General features: G+C 43.7%; 17 protein-coding genes and 1 tRNA gene. 1 reads left to right on the forward strand and 17 read right to left on the reverse strand.

What is annotated here, in order from left to right:
- Nucleotides 1–43: 43 nt before the first annotated feature.
- The 6 genes from AAEM60_RS19900 to AAEM60_RS19925 form a co-directional block, all read right to left on the reverse strand.
- Nucleotides 44–1,228: a phosphoglycerate kinase gene (locus tag AAEM60_RS19900; protein ID WP_341356951.1), complete on the reverse strand. Its 1,185-nt coding sequence runs from the start codon at nt 1,226–1,228 to the stop codon at nt 44–46.
- A gap of 182 nt (nt 1,229–1,410) precedes the next feature.
- A complete protein-coding gene (gene gap / locus AAEM60_RS19905) occupies nt 1,411–2,418 on the reverse strand; it encodes a type I glyceraldehyde-3-phosphate dehydrogenase (protein WP_044338275.1) in 1,008 nt (335 codons plus the stop codon).
- A 54-nt stretch (nt 2,419–2,472) separates the two neighbouring features.
- On the reverse strand, nt 2,473–3,492 hold the full coding sequence (locus AAEM60_RS19910) for a sugar-binding transcriptional regulator (RefSeq protein ID WP_341356952.1): 1,020 nt from the start codon (nt 3,490–3,492) through the stop codon (nt 2,473–2,475).
- Between the two features lie 149 nt (nt 3,493–3,641).
- Nucleotides 3,642–3,887: a glutaredoxin family protein gene (locus AAEM60_RS19915; protein WP_341356953.1), complete on the reverse strand. Its 246-nt coding sequence runs from the start codon at nt 3,885–3,887 to the stop codon at nt 3,642–3,644.
- A 133-nt stretch (nt 3,888–4,020) separates the two neighbouring features.
- Entirely contained in the window at nt 4,021–5,361 is a 1,341-nt protein-coding gene (rpoN, locus tag AAEM60_RS19920) for an RNA polymerase factor sigma-54 (protein WP_299743306.1), read from the reverse strand.
- 251 nt (nt 5,362–5,612) lie between these two features.
- A tRNA-Arg gene (locus tag AAEM60_RS19925) sits at nt 5,613–5,684 on the reverse strand.
- Nucleotides 5,685–6,264: 580 nt separating this feature from the next.
- On the opposite strand from AAEM60_RS19925, the gene clpP reads away from it, so the two are divergent.
- Entirely contained in the window at nt 6,265–6,861 is a 597-nt protein-coding gene (gene clpP / locus AAEM60_RS19930) for an ATP-dependent Clp endopeptidase proteolytic subunit ClpP (protein WP_098352025.1), read from the forward strand.
- A gap of 47 nt (nt 6,862–6,908) precedes the next feature.
- Here clpP and AAEM60_RS19935 read toward each other — a convergent pair whose 3' ends face one another.
- The 11 genes from AAEM60_RS19935 to AAEM60_RS19985 all read right to left on the reverse strand — a co-directional run bounded on the left by AAEM60_RS19935 (nt 6,909) and on the right by AAEM60_RS19985 (nt 21,484).
- Nucleotides 6,909–9,785, reverse strand: coding sequence for an ATP-binding protein (locus tag AAEM60_RS19935; protein WP_299743296.1), 2,877 nt, complete (start codon nt 9,783–9,785; stop codon nt 6,909–6,911).
- Nucleotides 9,772–10,143, reverse strand: a complete 372-nt coding sequence (locus AAEM60_RS19940; protein ID WP_299743292.1) for a response regulator transcription factor — start codon at nt 10,141–10,143, stop codon at nt 9,772–9,774. Before AAEM60_RS19940 ends, AAEM60_RS19935 begins: the two co-directional genes overlap by 14 nt.
- Before the next feature lie 2 nt (nt 10,144–10,145).
- Nucleotides 10,146–13,379: a hypothetical protein gene (locus AAEM60_RS19945; protein WP_341356954.1), complete on the reverse strand. Its 3,234-nt coding sequence runs from the start codon at nt 13,377–13,379 to the stop codon at nt 10,146–10,148.
- Nucleotides 13,376–14,788, reverse strand: a complete 1,413-nt coding sequence (locus AAEM60_RS19950) for a glycosyltransferase (protein ID WP_299743286.1) — start codon at nt 14,786–14,788, stop codon at nt 13,376–13,378. The genes AAEM60_RS19945 and AAEM60_RS19950 overlap by 4 nt, the downstream gene beginning before the upstream one ends.
- On the reverse strand, nt 14,785–15,735 hold the full coding sequence (locus AAEM60_RS19955; RefSeq protein WP_341356955.1) for a HEAT repeat domain-containing protein: 951 nt from the start codon (nt 15,733–15,735) through the stop codon (nt 14,785–14,787). The genes AAEM60_RS19950 and AAEM60_RS19955 overlap by 4 nt, the downstream gene beginning before the upstream one ends.
- A gap of 97 nt (nt 15,736–15,832) precedes the next feature.
- Nucleotides 15,833–17,434, reverse strand: a complete 1,602-nt coding sequence (locus AAEM60_RS19960) for a diguanylate cyclase (RefSeq protein ID WP_299743280.1) — start codon at nt 17,432–17,434, stop codon at nt 15,833–15,835.
- A gap of 403 nt (nt 17,435–17,837) precedes the next feature.
- Nucleotides 17,838–18,095, reverse strand: coding sequence for an HPr family phosphocarrier protein (locus tag AAEM60_RS19965; RefSeq protein WP_044338500.1), 258 nt, complete (start codon nt 18,093–18,095; stop codon nt 17,838–17,840).
- A gap of 27 nt (nt 18,096–18,122) precedes the next feature.
- On the reverse strand, nt 18,123–19,067 hold the full coding sequence (whiA, locus tag AAEM60_RS19970; protein ID WP_299743267.1) for a DNA-binding protein WhiA: 945 nt from the start codon (nt 19,065–19,067) through the stop codon (nt 18,123–18,125).
- Between the two features lie 57 nt (nt 19,068–19,124).
- On the reverse strand, nt 19,125–20,087 hold the full coding sequence (locus AAEM60_RS19975; protein WP_341356956.1) for a YvcK family protein: 963 nt from the start codon (nt 20,085–20,087) through the stop codon (nt 19,125–19,127).
- Nucleotides 20,084–20,977: an RNase adapter RapZ gene (rapZ, locus tag AAEM60_RS19980; RefSeq protein WP_044338286.1), complete on the reverse strand. Its 894-nt coding sequence runs from the start codon at nt 20,975–20,977 to the stop codon at nt 20,084–20,086. Before rapZ ends, AAEM60_RS19975 begins: the two co-directional genes overlap by 4 nt.
- 48 nt (nt 20,978–21,025) lie before the next feature.
- Complete coding sequence (locus tag AAEM60_RS19985) at nt 21,026–21,484, reverse strand: 8-oxo-dGTP diphosphatase (protein ID WP_113970858.1); 459 nt, start codon at nt 21,482–21,484, stop codon at nt 21,026–21,028.
- Nucleotides 21,485–21,753 lie beyond the last annotated feature (269 nt).

Genomic DNA, 21,753 nt, shown 5'->3' on the forward strand with positions numbered 1-21,753 from the left:
GTTATATAATCGGTTCCAAAAATTGTTGGTCTTTGAAAAGCGATTATTTATCGTTAAGAGCCACTACTCCAGGAAGTTCTTTTCCTTCCATGAACTCCAGGGATGCTCCACCACCTGTAGAAATATGACTCATCTTATCAGCATAGCCAAACTTTTCAACGGCTGCTGCAGAGTCACCACCACCGATAACAGAATATGTATCTGTTGCATCGGCTAACGCCTCCGCTACGGCTTTCGTTCCATTTGCAAATGTTTCTAATTCGAATACACCCATCGGTCCGTTCCAGATCACAAGCTTAGAGCTTTTGATCGTATCCTGGAATAACGCTCTAGTCTTAGGCCCGATATCAAGTGCTTCCCAATCAGAAGGAATCGAATCAATATCCACTTCCTTCGTATTTGCATCATTTGAGAAGTCATCAGCAACGACTACATCAACAGGCATAAGGAATTTAACGCCTTTATCTTCTGCTTTTTTCATGAATTGCTTGGCTAAATCAATTTTGTCTTCTTCAAGAAGGGATTTTCCTACCTCATGGCCTTGGGCTTTCACAAATGTGTAAGCAAGTCCTCCACCGATGATCAGGTTGTCCACTTTATCTAATAGGTTGTCGATGACACCGATTTTGTCTTTTACTTTTGCTCCACCAACGATTGCTGTAAATGGGCGTTCAGGGTTAGATAGAGCTTTTCCTAATACGTCCAGTTCTCTCTCCATCAGAAGGCCAGCTACAGCTGGAAGATGCTTGGCAATTCCTTCAGTAGAAGCATGTGCACGGTGAGCCGCACCGAATGCATCGTTCACATAAAGATCGGCAAGCGCTGCAAATTCTTTTGCGAGTTCAGGATCATTCTTTGTTTCTCCCGGGTAGAAGCGGACGTTTTCCAGTACAAGAACGTCGCCTTCAGCCATGTCGCTGATCTTGGTTTGAACAGCTTCACCATAAGCTTCATCAGCTTTTGCTACATCTTTCCCAAGAAGTTCGGAAAGTCTTTCGGCTACCGGGGTCAAGCGCAGTTCTTCCACCACTTCACCTTTAGGACGCCCTAAGTGACTAGCCAGAATGACTTTAGCTCCGCCATCCACTAAGTACTTAATAGTAGGAAGAGCAGCTTGAATACGAGTTTCATCTGTAATCTTGCCTTCAGACATCGGTACGTTGAAGTCTACACGGCAAAATACGCGTTTCCCTCTTACATCGACATCTTTAATCGACTTTTTGTTCATCGTAAAAGGCCTCCTTTAGTTTTCAATTTCTACATCTTTTTCAAAAAAATAGAAATGGCAATAAGAAAAGGGAGAGGGGAATCTTCCCCGCTCCCCTTCATCACATCTTCATTATAGATGGTGGGACAAAATTTATCCATCAATCACCATGCTAATGATGTCAATTTACAAAACTTTATCGATTAAAGTCCTTTAGAAGCGATATAACCAGCCAGGTCTACAACACGGTTAGAGTATCCGCTCTCGTTGTCATACCAAGAGATTACTTTTACCATGTTATCTTCTAGAACCATTGTAGATAATGCATCAATTGTAGAAGAAGCCGGGCTACCGTTGTAATCAGTTGATACTAAAGGCTCTTCGCTGTACGCAAGGATTCCTTTAAGATCGCCTTCAGCCGCTTCTTTAAGCGCAGCATTCACATCTTCAGCTGTTACGTTTTTATCCAGTTCAGCAACTAAGTCTACTAGAGAAACGTTTGGAGTTGGAACACGAACCGCTCCACCGTTCAGTTTCCCTTTAAGCTCAGGAAGTACTAGAGATACAGCTTTCGCAGCACCTGTAGTTGTTGGAATCATGTTCTCAGCAGCTGCACGAGCACGACGGTAATCTTTATGTGGTAAGTCTAAGATTTGTTGGTCGTTTGTGTAAGAGTGGATGGTCGTCATCATTCCACGCTTGATTCCGAATTTATCGTTAAGAACTTTAGCGAATGGCGCTAAGCAGTTTGTTGTACAAGATGCGTTAGAGATAACATCGTGGCTAGCCGCGTCATACTTGTCTTCGTTAACACCCATAACCACTGTGATATCTTCATCAGATGCAGGAGCAGAAATGATGACTTTCTTCGCACCAGCTTCGATATGTTTCGCAGCGTCAGCACGCTTTGTGAAACGTCCAGTAGATTCAACAACGATATCTACACCAAGATCTCCCCAACCAAGTTGAGCAGGATCGCGCTCAGCTAATACTTTTACTTTTTTACCGCCGACTACAAGGTAGTCACCATCAACAGTTACTTTCTCTTGAAGAGTTCCGTGAACTGTATCATATTGTAAAAGGTGAGCAAGCATGTTTGCATCAGTTAAGTCATTAACCGCTACTACCTCTACGTCATTATTTTTAAGTGCTGCACGGAATACATTACGTCCAATACGTCCAAATCCGTTAATACCAATTTTTGTTGCCATGAATAATTTCCTCCTTTAGATAGTTAAGGATGATTTTTTATATTTCAAAAGGGCTTACCCTTTTAAAAGCTCTCTTGCGGCTCCCTCATCCGTGATAAGCACGGTTTTATACGGAGCACTCTTCATATACGCCCGAATCGCTTTCGCCTTCGAGCTTCCGCCGGCGACGGCGATGACGTTTTCGATGTGACTTAAATCTTCTAATTGCAGGCCGATCGTTGGCACCTTATGTACCACTTCACCCGATTCGTTAAAATAATAACCAAATGCCTCCCCGACAGCATGACCATCTGTGATTTTCTCAAAATCCTCTTCAGTGGTCTTCCGTCTTTCAGCCATTGTGATAGCATCTCCAATCCCATGGAGAACCATGTTAGCCGATTTGATCAAATTCAAAACCTCTTTGATCATCGGTTCTTTCAAGAAGGATTTGTATACTTCTTTACTAACCTGATCCGGCACATATAAAACACGATGTCGCGTTCCTGTGTGCTCAGCCATCTTGGCACATATGGTGTTAGCCTGGTTTTTAACGTCTTCTCCGATTCCACCCCGAGCAGGAACAAACAAGGTATCGTCAGAGAAATCAGGTGTCAGCCTTTCTGCTACGGCTGCCATCGTCGAACCTCCAGTCACAGCGATGATAGTATTTCCTTTCAGGCGACGTTTCATACTAGAAGCTGATGCACGCCCTAATTCTTCTTTTACCCAAGGAGACTCATCACTATTCCCAGGAACGATTACAATTTCATGAAGATTTAGTAAAGATTTTAATTCCTGTTCCATAACGTTGATTCCTGAAATCTCTCTCATCATGCTTTCAAGGTTCTCTAAAAGCTGGATACCTTCCTCCGTCATGATCATGCCAGAGGTTTTGATATCAATGAGATCTTGATTGTTCAGGAACTCCACTTCGCTTCTTAGAACGCGTTCTGTCAGCCCCATATTCTGGGCAAGACTTCTGCGTCCGACAGGCTGCATGAAACGGATGGACCGTAGAATTTGATGCCTTTTTTGCATAACTTCAAGCAGGTCAGGTAATAATCGCTTTTGTATGTCAATTAAAGATTCCATAGATAAAAGCTCCTTCAAATGAAGTGCGTGGTTGCGTTGGACTTTAAAGGTCCCACATAGACATATTATGTCCCACTACCTCTAAAAAAAATTCATCCCTGCTTTCAAATTTTATTTTATCAGGGTATGAATCGTAATTCAACTAGAAACTATCGGGTTTTCTCATGTAAACGCTTGCTGAGCGTAAAATAATCAATTTGCCCATACTGAAGGATTTCCCCGTCCAGTTCCACGACCGGGATCATCAGTCCGAAACGTTCTGTGAGGACATCGCTTTTATCGATGTCCTTTTCTTCAATGGAAAAGCCCATCTCATCCTGAAGGAGTTTCAGGGTGATTTTTGCGTCTTCGCAAAGTCCGCATCGTGTGCGTGTGTAAAAAATGACTTGTTTCATGTTGTTGCCTCGCTTTGTTTAATTGTAGGAAACGTCGTTTCGTTTGTTGGCCTTGTACCTGGTACAAAATGGCTTCGGTGTACCAGGTACAAATTAACCATTGAGTACCTGGTACACTCACTAGTCCAAGATTCTATTCGTACCTCTTCCTCATCGTCGAAGAAGTGATCCCTAATTGATCACGGTATTTGGCAATCGTCCTTCTTGAAACATCATAGCCTTTATCCAATAGTAGATTGACAATTTTCTGGTCTGATAGAGGCTTTTTCTTATCTTCTTCATCAATCAGCCTTTGCAGCTCATTTTTCACCGCCCTGGCAGAAGCTACTTCTGAATCCTCGAGCTTGACCGATTTGATCGCCGAGGTAAAGAAGTACTTCAACTCGAAGATCCCATAAGGTGTTTGCATATACTTTCCTTTTACAGCCCGGCTAATGGTGGATTCATGAACATCGATTTCATTGGCCACTTGCTTTAACGTCAGAGGATGGATCGCGGATGGACCTTTTAAGAAGAATGCTTTTTGCTTTTCAGCCAGCATCTTCCCTACTTTCAGGATCGTTTGCTTTCGCTGTCTTAAACTTTGCAATAGCCACTCGAAGTCTTGCTCCTTTTCCTGAAGATAGGACTGGACTTCCTTATCCGGGTGATGCTTTAGGAAATCTGTATATTCTTCATTATATGTGACGTTTACGGTTGTACCATCATATAACGATACAGCCACTGTATGACCATCGATCACTTTTACGACCAGCTCAGGAATAATGTATTCAGCGATATGCTGGGAATATTTTGAGCCGGGTCTCGGATTGCAATGCTGGATATAATCAGCCGCCTGCTGGATGTCTTTTAGCTCAACGGCAAGATCATTGGCGATTGCCTTCCACTTCTTTTCTGCAAAAGCTTGAAAATGGTTATCGACAATCATCGTAACCAGAGGGGGAACATTGGATTTCCGTTGCAGCTGAAGGGATATGCACTCCTTCAGGGATCTCGCTCCTATCCCGGCCGGTTCTAATTCCTGAAGCTTATTAATATAGTCTTCTAGTCGAGCCATTTCCAAACCATGTTTTTGAATGAAGGATTCTTCGTCTACTCTCAAATACCCATTGTCATCCAAGCTGTATATTAATTCTTCCATTACCTTTCTATCCAAAGAAGTAAGCGATTTCAAATTTAATTGAACAGATAGCGCATCCGCAAGAGTCCTCTTTGGCACGGATACATATTCATACCAATCCACCGTATTTTCGTGATTGCCGGCATTTCGTTTATAAGTATAAGGTTCTCGTTGATGGAGGGGGTCTAGTTTAGGCGGTTCTAATTGTATAAGGGGATTCTCTAATTGCTTAGCTTCTAAATAAGCATTCAGTTCCATCGTAGAATATTGGAGGATGGTGATGGCTTGAGAAAGCTGCTGCGTCATTTGAAGTTTTAATTGTTGATTTTGAAAAAGTCCTGCTTTCAAATTCATGATTACTAACCTCCCATTTGTCTATTCTACAATAAAATTGGCTGTTCGTTAATGGGAATTCGTTGGTAGTTGGTGGGTTTGTACTATAAATATGAAGGAACGAGTGGGAAAATGTGAGGAGAACCGAGGCTACTATTAAACTTTATATAAAGGTCCCTGTCCAATTAGCTCTATTAATTAGCTACAACGCAAAAGAGTTCCTGTGCTTGTAATGTCTCTCTACAAACACAGGAACTCTCTGGATTAAAGTACGCCCTCGGAGGGAATCGAACCCCCATTTTAAGAACCGGAATCTTACGTGCTATCCGTTGCACCACGAGGGCATGAAATGAATGACCGTCACGAATACATATTATAAGCCAGAAAATGCTTGTTTGCAATAGATATTCTCGTTTATGTCTTTTTTAGATTATCTATTAATATCCTTTAAGAATTGCAGTGGGAAGTTCTTTGTAATTAGTTAACTCTTCAAGATCTCCTGTACTCTTTATCTATCTTATTAAAGAACCACAGAGTGTATTGAAGCGGAAGGCACTTGACTCCTGCGGGAATAGCGGGAAAGTTGAGACCCCACAGGGCAAAGCCCGAGGAGGCTCAACTCACGCCCCGCGGAAAGCAAGTGCCTGTAGCGGAAAGGAACGGTCTATGATTCACTCTATACTGTTTTAGAAGGTAGATACATAATTCACTGAAATTGACCTTCTACTAACTTAAATAACAACAAACTTACCACATCACCCCCGTTTAAAAAAGGAATGAGTGGGTATGATGTAGAAAGGATTTACATACAGGGGAATAAAGGAAGCGTTTAGTTTGACCTTTATTGACCATGGGTGTATGATTACAGTACAAAGTGAATAAGTAATTCAGAAAAATAAAAAGGATTTCTAAGGAGGAACGAGGATGAATTTAATTCCTACAGTAATTGAACAAACAAACCGCGGTGAACGTGCGTATGACATTTATTCACGTTTATTGAAAGACCGTGTAATCATGCTTGGAAGCGGCATTGATGACAATGTGGCAAACTCCATTGTAGCACAACTTCTTTTCCTTGAATCTGAAAACCCGGAGAAGGATATCTCAATCTACATAAATTCTCCTGGTGGAAGCATTACGGCAGGTATGGCAATTTACGATACGATCCAGTACATTAAGCCTGATGTACAAACGATCTGTATAGGTATGGCCGCTTCAATGGGTGCGTTCCTTCTTGCAGCTGGTGCTAAAGGTAAGCGCTTAGCCCTTCCAAACGCTGAAGTAATGATTCACCAACCACTTGGTGGAGCACAAGGTCAAGCAACGGAAATTGAAATTGCAGCGAAGCGTATTCTATTCCTTCGTGAAAAACTGAATCAAATCCTGGCTGATCGCACTGGTCAACCATTGGAAGTGATTTCAAAAGATACTGATCGCGATAACTTCATGACAGCGGAAAGAGCGCTTGAATATGGATTGATCGATCGCATCATCACTCGTAACGATATGAATAATAAGTAAGAGAATGAAACCCCCTCACGGAATTGAGCCGTGAGGGGGTTTTTATTTTACTCTATTTCAAACGTTTTCTCCTTAATCGGTACTAAAACCTCACCATTCATCCCTTTTTTCAAGAGGAGATGTAAGATCGTTTTGGATAGCTTACTAGGGTGATATGGTTTGACTAAATAATCATTGGCTCCGAGCGTGAGTCCTTTTTCTTTTTCATCTAATGCGGAAGATATAATAATCGGTACTTGTGCAAAATTTTGGTCCGATTTGATTTTTTCAAGTACATCCCATCCCGACATGCTGCCTTCGAGCATAATATCGAGGACAACGGCATCAGGCTTCGATTCCTGCATTTCTTTCAAGGCATCATTTCCTGACGGAGTGTGCTGCACCTTGAAACCACTGTCGGATAGCTCCGCTTTCAGTAAGGAAGCAAGATTGATATCGTCTTCAATGACGATAATTTTCATCCCATCCCCGCAGTGTTCATCCTCTTTGAAGGTTTCGATGGTCACGAGAGGTAAGCGGATGGTAAACACGCTTCCTTTCCCCTCCTCTGATGACACAGTGATTTCCCCGTCATGGATCTCGATGATTTCTTTTACGATCGTAAGTCCTAATCCCGTGCCACCGATTCTTCTGCGGTCAGAATTGTCGACACGATAAAATTTGGTGAATAAGTTTGGAATCGAGTCACTTGGTATGCCGAGACCTTCATCCCTGATATCTATGAGAATACTATCCTCTTCTTCCCGTAAATAGATCGTTATGGTACCCCCATCAGGTGAATACTTGATGGCATTGCTGACCAGATTGGTGAATGCCTGGGACAACTTATCCCGATCTCCCAGGACGATCGTACAATCCGTCTCCCTTGCGATATTAAAGAAGTGATGGGGGGCATTGACCTTTTGGGTATCGATCACATGCTGAATGATCGGGACAACATCCTCAAATCGCCTCTCGAAGGTTTGGCGTCCCGACTCCATGCGCTGGACGTCAAGGAAATCGTTGATGAGGGACGTCAGCCGCTTTGCTTCTTGATAAATCGTCGTTAAGTATTTCTTTGTTCTTTCCGGTTTTAACTCCTTCGTCAGCATAAGTTCCGTAAAGCCAAGCACGCTCGACAGCGGGGTGCGAAGCTCATGACTGACCGTACTGACGAATTCTGATTTCATTTGATCGACTTCGAATTCTTTTGTGATATTCCGGTGGACGAATATGGTGCCGACCTGCTCCTGCCCTCGATAAAGAGATTCGGAGTATACCTGGAAGACTTCTTTACTGTCCACCAGATGATAGGTAAGAAGATGTTTACCTGTCTTCCCTTCCTTCACGATGGTCTCATAATATTCATCCAGTTTTTCTTTGTTTTCGACCCGATCGATCAGTGCCTGCTTCCATGTTTGATAGCATGCCTGTTGAAGTTCATCGATCTCCCCCTCGATCAAGGTCGTTAATTTCGTATTCATTAATAAGTTGTTGCCGTCTTTATCGATGAGCTGTATTCCTTCTTGAATATTATTCAGGATATCCTGCGTTAATTGACGGTTTGCCTCGGTTTCTTCAAACAGTCTGATCTTTTGCAGAGAAATGGAGATTTGCTTTGCCAGACTCGTGTACTCAGCCAACTCCTGCTTATCGAAATCATTTCCGAAACGGCTAAATACCATGATGGCTTCCACTTGTTGATCGGCGGAAAGGACAGGTAAAAATAAGTCATACGAGTAGAGGGTTTCTTCATGATACCCCTTCTCAAGAGGCAGCATTTCCCGCTTGAGGGAGAAAGGTTCCCTCGAATCGAATAATCGTTGATGGATCCCGTTATAAATGTACGTCAAGAACTGTGCAACACCATTTTGAGAGATCCCAAATGATGCATTTGACTTTTGCTCATCCATGAGAACAATCATGCCCCGTGAAGCTCCCATCACCTGACTCATACTCTTCACAATGCTTTCCAGTACCTCTTGTTTGTTCAGGGAGCCCGAAATCCCATGAATGAATTCGTTCCGGCGTTCGAGCTGCGACTCCCTGTTCATCGTCATATTCAGCAGATGCTCAAGTTCAGACTGCTGGGATTCCAGCTCATCCTGCTGGGCCTGCAGTTCTTCATTTTGGGCCAGGAGATGCTCTTCCTTCTCCTGGATTTTATAAATCATCTTTTCGAATGCCCTGGACATCTTACCGATTTCATCTTTCCGTTTATTCTCAAACGTCCACTGTTGGTATGAATCGTTTTCTGCAATTTGTTCAGCGGCAGAGGCCACCTGGTTGAGAGGATGACCGATTTGTTTTGCAATCATTCTCATCAATCTCATCAGAACCAGCAGCATAAGAAAAATGAAGATCACAAAAGCCGTTTGACTTATTGACTCTTTCCGTTTCAACTCATCATACGCACTTCGCTTGCTTTGTTCAATGGAGTCCGTATACCCGTTGAGCTGGGTTTGGAACGTTTCGATTGTAGCAGTGGCCCCGGCTGCCGAAGCCTCTTTCACAGCCTCTATATCCCCCTTTTCATAATCGCTTATGATCCGCGGCGCCATATCCTTGAAATAAAGATTGGAAAATTCCTCTACATCTTTAAAAAAGAGCTGATCTTCCGGTTCTGTTTTTAACCCTTTTAATTTCTTTAACGTGTCATCCACTTTTTTCTCTTGATTAAAGATACTTTTTTTGAACTCCTGCCTTCCAAATGCAAGGTATCCTCTCGCATCAAAGAAGGCCTTTTGAAAATCTCTGTCCAATTGCTCAGCCAGGTCTTCTTTTTGATTCAACTGATTCCTCTGAACCTGGTACTCATTCGTAATGGATTGATCATACAAAGACAAAAAGGCTGCCACGATGAAGAAAATGACGATGAAGCCGCTCATCAATCCGATGAATTGATTGCGTAGGCTTGTTTGGAATAATTCTTTAATTTTCTTCATTCAATATGTCCTCGATCCGCTGAACGAGTTCTGCCGGACTGTACGGCTTGGCGATGAAATAATCGGCTCCGGATTTCAACACGAGGTCCTTATCCGATTGCTGGCTCTTGGCAGAAACCATCATGATTTTCACCGTACTTTTTTCAGGTGAATTCCTCACCCTTTCAATCACTTCCAGACCACTCAAAAGAGGCATCATATAATCGAGAAGAATGAGATCATAGTCATTTTCCATGATCTGATCGACCGCTTCCCGGCCATCGGCTGCTTCATCGAGCTCATGTCCCTCGTCTTCGAGTGTATCCACCATCAACATCCGGAGGACTTCTTCATCTTCCGCAATGAGAATTCTCGCCATTCTTATTCCCCTTCTTTCTCAAATGCTTTTTTCATTTCATAGTAGGATTGCTTCAATCTCTCATGGGAGGTCGGCTGGTCCCATGTTTCCCAGGAGTACGGATGAAATTTTGCGGGATTGATGAATCCGTCCCCGGTACTGGCAGGGTATGAGAAGACCTTGCCTCCATCTCTTTCGTATAAACCGATCTTGATGGACTCCAGGGTCGTTGAGCTTTGCAATCCATTACCTGACCAAATATCCCCCATCGCTTCTTTAAGGCTTGGGTCCTTCACATTCAGCAACTGCCAAGGAATACGGACTTCATATCGACCTTGAGAAGAGTCAACACCGATATCCGTCAAAGAATCATACGCTTTATCCTGAAGATTCGATGTCCCGAACTGGAGGACGCCTGTTTCATAGGACTGAAACGGGATATTCTTCCCCCCTACATCCAATGATTTGTTCAACGTCAATCGGATCGGATGATACTCCCCGTTGTTTTTCACTTTCGCATATTTCTCTTCTTCAATCATATGAAGCACATGCCCATACTGATAGTGATGGGTGTCATAATAGCTGTCGATCCACAAACGTGCTTCCTTCTCTCCCTTTATGTGAAGGGCAAAGTCCACCCCTTTTGTGGACACATCCTTCACATTCGGAATCGTGGATTGCCCCTGGTCTTGAATCGTGTCAAAGAGTAGATAGGTGTCTTTCCCTTCAGAAATTCGTTCTGAATCAACCCGTATATAGACAAAGCGTTCATCACTCGTCACATAGAGGCTGTGTCCATCCTTGTCAAAAGCAGGTTTGATCCCATTAAAAGTCCAATCCCCGGTCCTTCCGTCCACGTGGATCATGCTGGATTTACTCAGCCCCGGGTCAAAGCTCAACATTCCGAACTGCTGCTCATTGGTTTGGGCATTTTGCCAGAACGGGCGCCTGTCGGGGTTGTCATAGTCCATCGTATTCCACGTCCGTTTGAACCACTCATCCTGCCAGGCGAACACCATTCCACCGGCCATTTTTTCTTCCACGATATCTTCGAATAATCGCCGGTCGATTTCACCTTGCTCTTTTTCCGAATGATGACCCTGATCCATGCCGTAGACGTTTTCATGTGTCAGTCCCCGTGATCCCGGGACACCGAACTCCGCTACGACTAACGGCATGGAGTGTGCTTTCTTCATATCATTCAAATAGCCTGCATAGTTGTTCTTTTCTCCCCGTTGGTCGATATAATCGACATACTCCGGCTCGTAATTCAGAAAATCGGGATAATACGGATAAATATGATAGGAAGCAAATAAACCCGTTTTCAATTTGTCGGTGCCCTTCATGACGTTCGGATTCACAGACACCATGTCTTCTTTCTCCAGGGGTTCACTTGGATGATCCAACAGATCGGTCGTGACCCAGTTCGTGAAGCTCACAGGCCTTTGCCATTGATACGTATCCGTTTCATATGCGATTCCTTCATTCATTCTTTCAGTGAGCCAGATTTCAAAAGGCTGTGCCTTTTCCGTCTCAATGTATTCTCCCTTGAAATCCTGAAGTCCTTTATGCTTTTCATTTGTCGCAAGGACCACTTCGGGATCCCACTCCACCCCGAAAATCCAGCCAAGGACGTAAGGGGATATGTCATAGGTGTAAGATCCGGACGCATGACCTTTTCGTTCCGGTATTTCAGCATTCCCATGCACGAGATCAATGGTCTTCTTGATTTCTGACGAAAGTTCGTCGGTGTTTTCCTTTGCAAAGGCATCCTCGGACCTTAAGAAGATCTCTTCATTGACCCACACGCCGTGGAATAAATACAGCGGTTTTTCTGCCATTTGATTGTACTCGTAAAAAGCTTCATAAAATTCGGGAGGATGGATGGTGTAAATCCGGAGGGAGTTCGCATTCATCCCTCCGATCTGCTTGAACCACCTCAGATATTCCTCTTTGGAAATCGCGGTTTCACCTGGGAAAGAACCCGGCCTTGCAATTCCCATATTCACCCCTTTTATGAGGAGGTCTTCCCACTTTCCATCCTTCTTCACCTGAATGTAGTCTGTGCCGGTTTTCCCAGCGAGCTTCACATCATTTTCTTTGGTAATTTCAACGAATTGGGTCTCCTTACGGTCACCATCCTTTTGGATATCCTTAAGGATCGCCGTCATCAGGGGAGTATACGCCTTCCAGTAAAATTGAGACATGTCATCCGGACTGGTGGACCCCGTCCATTTTCTCCAGGTAGAAAACCCGACGGTCTGGTACAGGTCAGGCACATCCGCCTGATCCGCATAATCACCGCTGAAATAATACGTGTCAAATTGACGGTTCTGGCCGTGAACCACAGCCGGGAATGTAACAGGAAGATTCAGTGCTTTCATGGTGTCCTTTCCACTCTCTGACAGTGACAGCGTATAGTTGGCCATGACCTCATCAGGATTGATCGCTTCCACGATATCAAACCAATATGAATAAGCTGTGCTGATTTCTTCGCCGATGAACTCTTCACCCTGAGGCGTGGTGGAAAAAACGACACCTTTCTTCCCGATGTCATCCTTATCCAACACCACCAACCGGTCCTTTTCGTCCACAAGCACATAACCCGGTCCCGTGAACTGATACGATTCACCATACTGTTTCTCGTAGTTATCCCTCACCCATTCAGGCACTTCGCTATTCGTCAGTTCAGGGAAATACCTTCCGATCCAGCCCGACCACTCCAGATTGAACAGGGAATAGAATTTCTTCCTTGTTGCTTCTTCCGTAGGCTGTGCCATGGAATTGAACTCGGCGATCAATGTTTTTCCATCGTTCATTGCCATGTCTCTCAATACTTCCATATCCTGGTCCGTCAAGCCTCCGTAAAGCTTGGAGGAACGCTTGCCAGAGACATTTTCATTATGGAACTCCTCTTCATACACACCATACGTATCGGCTATGTAGACTGCATCATACCGGTCGGTGGATGGAGGGATATTTTTAATATCAAAGGTTTGATTTTTGTTGGGAACAAATCCAACATAGTCTTTCTTTAAATCGTAACGATCCCCATTCGTTTGTACATATTTTTGCTGATTCAGAAGCCACATCAGCCCTTTATGTTCACGGTACGTCGTATCAGGGACCGTTTTATCAATGACCAGTAGGTCCAGGTCCTTCTCTTTCTTAACCTGCCAGAGCCAAAAAGGGGCAGACACCAGCAGGACGATGCCTGCGATGAACAAGACAAATGAATAGGATTTCAGCTTCGTCATTTTGACACCCCTTTTCTCGCCATTTCTCCCCAGCCCCTTTTCTTGCGGATCACGTCGAGTATTCCTTCACAGCGCCATAAAACGGTTAACGGACGATACCATAATGTCTCGGTTAATGAATAGGCGAAAAGCCTCCCGATGTCGGATGCTTTCGGATACTTTCTGACGGACCATTCTTCCAGAAGAACGGCTGCCATGGACAGAATCGAGCCATAAAGGATCGAGAGTAAAAATAATAAAATCGCAAATTCAAGATAAACCCCGCCGAGAAAGAGCGATAGAATCATAATGATATAACCCATCAATTCAACGACAGGACCAAAGAATTCAATGATAAGAAAATAAGGCATGGACACCATTCCAATAGAGCCATATTTGGGGTTAAACAGAAGGCGGCGGTGAATCCAAAGGCTTTCAAATAAACCCCGATGCCATCTGCTCCTCTGGCGCCTCAAGTACTTCAATGATTCCGGTGCCTCCGTCCAGCTGACTGGATCCGGAACATAAACAATCTTTTTGTCCGCTCTTTGCTCCTTTACATACCGATGGAGCCTGACAACAAGTTCCATATCCTCTCCTACCGTGTGGGAATATCCTCCTGCGTCCACGACCCAGCGCTTCGAGAACACACCAAACGCTCCCGATACGATCAGCAGCAGATTGTGCCTGCTTAAGCCGATGCGCCCCATAAGGAACGCCCGTAAATATTCAATGACCTGCATGACAACGATTGGAGAACGTGACAACCCTACTTTCACAATTTCTCCACTTTCGATTTCACATCCGTTGGCGATGCGAATACTTCCACCGGATGCAATCACGTCGCCATCTGATTCAATGATCGGTTTCATCACCTTTAAGAAGGCGGTCCGTTCAAGAACCGAGTCTCCATCAATGGAACAGAAGTATGGATAATTGGACACGTTAATCCCGGCATTCAATGCATCGGCTTTCCCGCCATTTTCTTTATCGATAACGAGCAAATTTTTGTACAGCTTTGATTGGTAAACTCCCTTTACTGACTTTGTTTGAAGCTGTTGACGGATCACCCATTTAATCTTCACCAATTGGAATGCCTCAACGAGCTTTTCCATGGTATCATCGGTTGAGCCATCGTTTATGATAATGATTTCATATTCAGGGTATTCAATACTCAGTAAGGACCTCACCGTCGCCATGATACCGACAGATTCATTGTAAGCAGGGACCAGTATGGAAACCGGCTTCGTCTGATGGAGGTGTAAGAGCTCTTCGTACGGCTGCCAATCATCCAGCCCGTAGGTTTTCCTTAATTGAAAAAGGGAGATCACGAGGAGAATCGTATAAAAAGAGATAACAAGAATCATATAAATGAGAACAAACCATCCGATGAACATCATGATGTTTCCCCATTCTGCTGTTATATTCATGTAACCGCCCCCCTTTCCAGCCATTGCCCAGCCATATCCCTTGCATATTCGTCTTCGGCATGGGCAGCGATTTCTCCTAACAAAGCTTTCCCGTTTTCAAGGCGCAAGAGGGATTGCGCCGCCTGGGACCGGACATAAAAAGATGGATCACTCATAAGCTCTTGTAAGTATGGAGTGAGCTCCCGGGAACGGATATACTCACATGCTTTGATGGCCATCAGCCGTTCCTGCCAGGATTCAGCGCGTAGGTGAACGGAAAGTTTAGGTATGGAAAGATAAAACTCCATACCCACCACCGCTTTCAATGCACGGACCCTTAGTTCAGTGGAGTCCACCTCCAACAGGTCCTCTAGGAAAGCAACATGTTCCATCCTATTTTTTACCCCGATCGAATCGATGAGGGCATATTTCATCACATCAGGGAGTTCATCAAAAGCCAGGACCAATGGTTGAAACTGATCTTCCCTGAATGAATGAAACAGTATACTGTACTCAAATTCCGTCAAATCATGCTTCGTCCCAGTCAATCTAGCAAGCAGGTCTTCCTCATCGAACAGAACAGCGATTTTCAGCAATTGAATTTCTTCCGATCTGCTCATCGATTTGGAGTCTTGGAGCTCCCTTAATGCTCCAGTCATACTTTCCATCTTGAAATCCTGTATCCAGTAAAGGGCATTCATCCTAAGGCTCCACCTTCTGTGCCTCAGCTGTGACAGAATGAACGTTTGAAAATGGTCTTCTGCAAACCCTTGCAATCGTTCCTGAATGTCGAGAGATGCAAACATCTTTGAAAAGCCGGCCAACAACTCAATGAGCGCCCTGGTCTGTAAAGGCGAGCCTTGCATTAACTTCTCATCCTTCACGCCCTCATGTAAAAACTGAAAAAGGGCTAATTGATACTCCTCTTTAAACCTCTCGATCTTACCCCGATTTTTATTGTCGATCATCTTTTTTATCATTAAATACAGGCAAAGGCCCGTTAACACAACAAGCAAACCAACCAGCACAATAGAAAAATAAAAAAGTTCCTCAGAGAACAATGTTCTATCTCATCCTTTTTAGCATTTGACCCAAACGGGCCTCAAGCTCTAATAGTTTAAACGGCTTCGTCATATAATCGTCCGCTCCAAGCTGAAGGGATCTTGAAATGTCCTTTTCGCTCCTCCGGGATGTCAGCATGAGCACCTTGTAGCGATCGGAATCACTCCTTGAACGGAGGCGCTCCAATACTTCAAGCCCATCCATCTTCGGCATCACCCCGTCTAATATCACCAGACAAGGGTTTGTCATATGCCACTCTGACTCTATAAAAGCGGCCCCATCTTTGAATGTCTGGATGTCATACTGAATATGCTGCTCACCCGGCAGCTTCGACACGATGTCCATCATCACCGTCCGGATGATTGGATCATCATCGACAATAGCAATTTTCATCGTTTTATGAGGAGTATGCTCACTTGCTTTCCCATCCATCTTCACAATATTCCTGCCGCTGCTTTTCGCCTCATAAAGGGCCTGATCGGCAAGCTTAAGCCATGTATCGAAAGGCTTCGTCGGATCAGCAATTTCTGTGACCCCTGCTGAGAAGGTACAGAAAAAGTCAGACTCTGCCTGAAACTTCAATTGACTGAACCTCTTACGTATATCATCGACAAGAGTACACGCTTCTTTTATAGACGTATTAGGGAACAATACGACAAATTCTTCCCCCCCAAAGCGAAAGACAGTGTCCTGAACTCTTGTTTCGGACTTTAGCTGTGAGGCAAATTTCTTTAAGACTTGATCCCCAACAAGATGGCCGTACCGGTCGTTCACTCCTTTGAAATAGTCTAAATCAAGGACGGCCAAACAATACGAGTCCCCGGTCCTCGCCCAATTACTTTGCACTTGAGCATAAGCCTGACTCAGGTATTTACGATTATAAACCAGGGTCAATTCATCGATCAGTACAAGCTCTTCCATCTGTTTCTTCCGTTCCATCTGCCTCTCTACACGGACAATAAACTCATCAAGCTCAAATGGTTTTGCAATAAAATCATCGGCTCCCATCTGATAGCTTTTCATACGGACTTCCTTACTGTTCTCCCCACTCACCATGACAGTAGGAATGAATTGCTGCTTCAACTTCTTCTTGAAAAAATCCAGGACTTCGAATCCGTTCGTACCGTCCATATAAATATCGATGATGGCACAATCCGGCCTCACATCATAGTAGGATATGATCGCCTTATCAGGGTTGGCGATAGGGACGACATACCACCCGATTTTCTCCAGCTCTTCCTTCATGTACATAAGGAAGGACGTATCATCATCAATGAGTAATATAACAGGTTCTTCCCCAGACCTGCTTTGTTTACCTGGTAATACTCCGATTGATTCCTCCTCATATTGATAACAGTACTGGATGATATCGAACAGTTCTTCCTTCACTTCCGAAATCGTCCACGTCCGGCCTTCTTTTTCCTCATACCGGTCCATCAATTCGCGGGACCTATCCCCGATTTTATGTAAGCCAAGGACCGAAGCTGATCCAGCCAACGAGTGGATGAACCTGTACACCTCTTCATGGGGGATGGCGACGGCTGTTTCCCACTCTTGCAATTTTTTTCGAATATTATTAAAGAAATGCTTTGTGTATTTTTCCATTCCGGCATCGTCTTCCTTTATCGTCAGCGTTTTTTACATTCATACTGCCTTCATTTTCTTTTTATTCTTTTCTTCCAAACTCATTATATTATACTCTCGTGTTTTCTAGTTTAATAGGTGGAGACTGGAAATAATATGTGTCTTTTTATCCATTTCACCTTAAAAGTACAATGTAACAAAAAAGCAAATATTCTTCCATCTTAAAGTTGAACATTTATGGAAAAAGGTTTAATTTTTCACCTGATGTTTGCCTCGGGTGAAATCATCTTGTGCGGGTATTACTCACAGAGAAAGCGGAGCCCATGGTAAGCAGAACGGCCACGTACGTAATCGCGCCACATCAGAAATCCAATAAAAAAAGCCGATGACCACTCCCCGGTCATCGGCTTTTTATCAAGTAGATCTATGCTTCTTTTTGTACAAATCTCTCCAGTGCAACCAATGCTTCTTCTTCGTCACTTCCGTCCGCTACTAACGTAATGGCAGAACCTGTAGAAATGGCTAAACTCATTAAGCCCATGATGCTTTTTGCATTTACCTTCTTCCCATCCTTTTCTAAGAAGATTTCAGATGAGAAGCGGTTCGCCTCCTGAACGAATAATGCCGCCGGACGTGCCTGAAGACCTGTTTTCAATTTCACTTCCACTTGTTTTTCCACCATAATCATTTCTCTCCCCTTTGCCCTTAATTATTGCATCTTCTCTCCCGCTCTGAGTTTCTCAGCAAGCTGGTCAATTTTCCTTAAGCGGTGATTAATCCCTGATTTACTGATGGTGCCGCCTGACACCATTTCCCCTAGTTCTTTCAATGTAACGTCTTGATAATTCACTCGTAATTCTGCGATTTCTCTTAGTTTATCGGGTAATACCTGTAATCCTACATGCTTTTCAATAAACTTAATGTTTTCGACCTGTCTTAAAGCAGCACCGATGGTTTTATTTAAATTAGCCGTCTCACAATTTACAAGACGATTAACGGAATTTCTCATATCCCTGACAATCCGTACATCCTCAAATCGGAGCAAGGCATTGTGGGCCCCGATGATATTCAAAAACTCCGTGATTTTCTCTGCTTCCTTCAAATACGTAATGAAGCCTTTTTTTCGTTCAAGGGTTTTACTATTCAACCCGAAGGAATTCATCAGCTCGGACAACGCATCGTTGTGTTCAGAATAAAGAGAAAAAATTTCTAAGTGATAGGATGAGGTTTCCGGATTGTTAACAGAGCCTCCTGCAAGGAACGCTCCCCTTAAATATGAACGTCTGCAGCATTTCTTCTTGATTAAGTCTTCCGATATATTATGAATAAAGGTGAAACCCTCACCTAGAATTTTCAAATCCTCGAGAATCATCTTTGAATCTTCTTTGATTCGTACAATGTAGACATTGTTTTTCTTTAGCCGCATCTTCTTCCGCACTAATAGCTCTACCGGGGTGTCGTATCCCTTTTTGATCAATGTATAGATTCTCCTGGCAATGGCGGCGTTTTCGGTTTGAATATTGACGACGAGCTTTTGATTCGAGAATGACAATGAACCATTCATACGAATCAACGCGGATAATTCTGCATTCGCGCAACAATCTTTTACTTCAATGTTGGTTAATTCTTTTTTCGTTTCGGACGCAAACGACATCCCCATCACCTCCTAGCAAACGCTTGCACAACCTTATACAAAAGAAATTTTCGTAGTTTATCTGGTTGATTTTTCAAGATAAGAATAAATGATATCAGCGACCTTCTCCGTGTTATGACGAACAAGATGGTTGTCATAGGAGAGAATCTCTTCTGCAATCACTTCTAAGCCCATGGACCTTAATTTTTCCATATCAAAGTGAACGGGACTCGCTTGTTCTTCATTATATCGGGCCTGCACCTCTTTCGGTACCTGCTTTTTGTTGACTAAGATATAATCAATGCTTGGCGTTTCCAGGTGATCGTATAAAGCCTTCACATGGTCACTTGCTGAATAGTCCAGTGTTTCTCCCGCCTGGGTCATGATGTTGCAGATATACATCTTCTTCGCTTTCGCCCGGCATACCGCTTCGCCAATCCCTGGAACAAGGAGATTCGGTAAAATACTAGTATATAGACTTCCCGGTCCCATCACAATTAAATCGGCTTCCTTAATGGCCCTTAAGGTTTCTCCCAATGGCTTGATGCTATCCGGCTTTAAGAAGACCCGTTTGATCTTCTTCCCGGCTTTCGGAATGGCCGATTCTCCAGTGACAATCGTTCCATCCTCCATCTCCGCCTTTAAGATGACACTTTGATTCGCCGAAGGCAAAACCTTCCCCTTCACATTCAATACTCTGCTCATTTCCTGAATCGCATGAACAAAATCACCTGTAATGGAAGCAAGGGCAGCGATAATCAGGTTTCCTAAAGCATGACCGGAAAGTTCATTCGTTGTTTCAAAACGATGCTGAAACATTTGTTCCACCAGTGGCTCCACTTCTGAAAGAGCAGCCAGGACATTCCGTATATCTCCCGGAGGAGGAATATCCAAGCTGTCACGCAAACGACCTGAGCTGCCACCGTCATCAGCGACAGTGACAATGGCCGATATATCGATAGGGTGTCGTTTTAATCCACGAAGAAGGACGGGCAGGCCCGTTCCTCCTCCGATCACGACGACCTTGGGTGTATGTGTCATGTTGTTAGACCCTTTCTCTTCTGAATATCTCGATGAGAAATTTTCGTTTGATAGTCCTTTTCAAAATGATGGCCAAGATACTCTGCCAACGCAACCGATCGATGCTGCCCGCCTGTACATCCAATCGCGACCACAAGCTGACTCTTTCCTTCACGCTTGTATTGTGGAAGCATGAACGACAGTAAATCGGTCACTTTCTCGATGAATTTATTCGTTTCATTCCATTTCAGCACATAGGTGGACACTTCTTCATCCAACCCCGTTTTCGGCCGCATATGATCAATATAATGCGGATTTGGCAGGAAGCGTACATCAAACACCAAATCGGCATCTATCGGGATACCGTGCTTGAAACCGAAAGACACGACATTCACCGTGAAAATCGTCTTTTTATTCACCGAGAATTCCGTTAGAATCTTTTCCCGAAGCTCTCTGGGCTTCATGGTTGAAGTTGTATAAATTAACTGCGCACGACCTTTTAACTCTTCAAGGAGCTCTCTCTCCTGACGAATTCCTTCAAGAGGCAAACCTGAAGGAGCCAGCGGATGAGAACGTCGTGTTTCCTTGTATCGTCTGACAAGAGAGGAATCATCTGCATCAAGATATAAAACCTGCGGTGTCACCCAGGAGGTTTCCGCCAATTCGTCCAATGCTTTAAAAAGATGGTCAAAAAATTCTCTTCCCCTTAGGTCCATAACGAGCGCGACCTTATTCATTTTATTACCGGACTCTTTCATCAGTTCCAAAAACTTTGGCAGGAGAGTTGGCGGCAGATTGTCCACACAGAAAAATCCTAAATCCTCGAAGCTCTGAATGGCAACGGTTTTACCAGCTCCGGACATCCCTGTTATGATTACTAATTGAACATCGTTTGTAGAACCTGTACTCATACTCTTCCCCCGCTTTTATCGTAATGTTGTATTTGAAAAGTTTGTTGATCAACTTGGATCTAATCGATAAGACAATAACTTGAAATCAGGAGTATAGGTAAACGTTCCATAAATCGTATTCTTTCCGTGTAAGAGGTAGTCCAGTATATGATAATCTCCTTCAGCCATCGGAAGGTCCTTAATATCCTCGATCGGATGCCATTTAATCTTACCTTCTTCCGATTCCTGAAGGTTGACCCCATCCGCTTCGGTTGCAAAGAAAGAAAACATCATCCACTCCGATTTAATCTGATCGCCTTCTTTAATAATGAACGTAAAGACACCTTTCAAATCAGGATTCTTTAAATAGATGCCCGTTTCCTCACGATACTCACGAATGACAGCATCCCTGATCGATTCGCCGGACTCCATTTTCCCACCTGGAGCGACCCACCAATTCCTTCTTGGCTTTTGGAGAAGGAGCACCTTGTCTCCATCCAGATATAAACAATTTGTGACACGTTGCACTACCTTCACCTCAATCTTGATGATTAGGGAGCCAATGAATACATTAGTCCCACTTTCAGTCATTCTCATTCCTTATATTATACTATGATTGAAGACAAGCTACAATGTCTTGGCTTGCTGTTTGAAGGTTGTCGATTGAAATCGAAAGATATTGGGACATGTTTTGACATCATGGGGAATTGTAAATAATAGGTACAGGCACATCGGAGGCACTATAACAGGGAAAAAAAAGCAAAAAAAAATAGACACAGGCGAGTCCTGTGTCGTCA

The organism is Rossellomorea sp. y25 (genome assembly GCF_038049935.1).
In the GTDB taxonomy this organism is placed as follows: Bacteria; Bacillota; Bacilli; order Bacillales; family Bacillaceae_B; genus Rossellomorea.

Excerpts from the sequence above, each read along its gene's own strand:
- AAEM60_RS19975 (WP_341356956.1), bottom strand. The coding sequence starts at position 20,087 with ATGACACATACACCCAAGGTCGTCGTGATCGGAGGAGGAACGGGCCTG.
- AAEM60_RS19935 (WP_299743296.1), bottom strand. The coding sequence starts at position 9,785 with ATGAAGAAAATTAAAGAATTATTCCAAACAAGCCTACGCAATCAATTC.
- AAEM60_RS19960 (WP_299743280.1), bottom strand. The coding sequence starts at position 17,434 with ATGGAAAAATACACAAAGCATTTCTTTAATAATATTCGAAAAAAATTG.
- AAEM60_RS19965 (WP_044338500.1), bottom strand. The coding sequence starts at position 18,095 with ATGGTGGAAAAACAAGTGGAAGTGAAATTGAAAACAGGTCTTCAGGCA.
- AAEM60_RS19950 (WP_299743286.1), bottom strand. The coding sequence starts at position 14,788 with ATGAATATAACAGCAGAATGGGGAAACATCATGATGTTCATCGGATGG.
- AAEM60_RS19945 (WP_341356954.1), bottom strand. The coding sequence starts at position 13,379 with ATGACGAAGCTGAAATCCTATTCATTTGTCTTGTTCATCGCAGGCATC.
- AAEM60_RS19940 (WP_299743292.1), bottom strand. The coding sequence starts at position 10,143 with ATGGCGAGAATTCTCATTGCGGAAGATGAAGAAGTCCTCCGGATGTTG.
- gap (WP_044338275.1), bottom strand. The coding sequence starts at position 2,418 with ATGGCAACAAAAATTGGTATTAACGGATTTGGACGTATTGGACGTAAT.
- AAEM60_RS19955 (WP_341356955.1), bottom strand. The coding sequence starts at position 15,735 with ATGATCGACAATAAAAATCGGGGTAAGATCGAGAGGTTTAAAGAGGAG.
- AAEM60_RS19910 (WP_341356952.1), bottom strand. The coding sequence starts at position 3,492 with ATGGAATCTTTAATTGACATACAAAAGCGATTATTACCTGACCTGCTT.
- rpoN (WP_299743306.1), bottom strand. The coding sequence starts at position 5,361 with ATGAATTTGAAAGCAGGACTTTTTCAAAATCAACAATTAAAACTTCAA.
- whiA (WP_299743267.1), bottom strand. The coding sequence starts at position 19,067 with ATGTCGTTTGCGTCCGAAACGAAAAAAGAATTAACCAACATTGAAGTA.
- rapZ (WP_044338286.1), bottom strand. The coding sequence starts at position 20,977 with ATGAGTACAGGTTCTACAAACGATGTTCAATTAGTAATCATAACAGGG.
- AAEM60_RS19915 (WP_341356953.1), bottom strand. The coding sequence starts at position 3,887 with ATGAAACAAGTCATTTTTTACACACGCACACGATGCGGACTTTGCGAA.
- AAEM60_RS19900 (WP_341356951.1), bottom strand. The coding sequence starts at position 1,228 with ATGAACAAAAAGTCGATTAAAGATGTCGATGTAAGAGGGAAACGCGTA.
- clpP (WP_098352025.1), top strand. The coding sequence starts at position 6,265 with ATGAATTTAATTCCTACAGTAATTGAACAAACAAACCGCGGTGAACGT.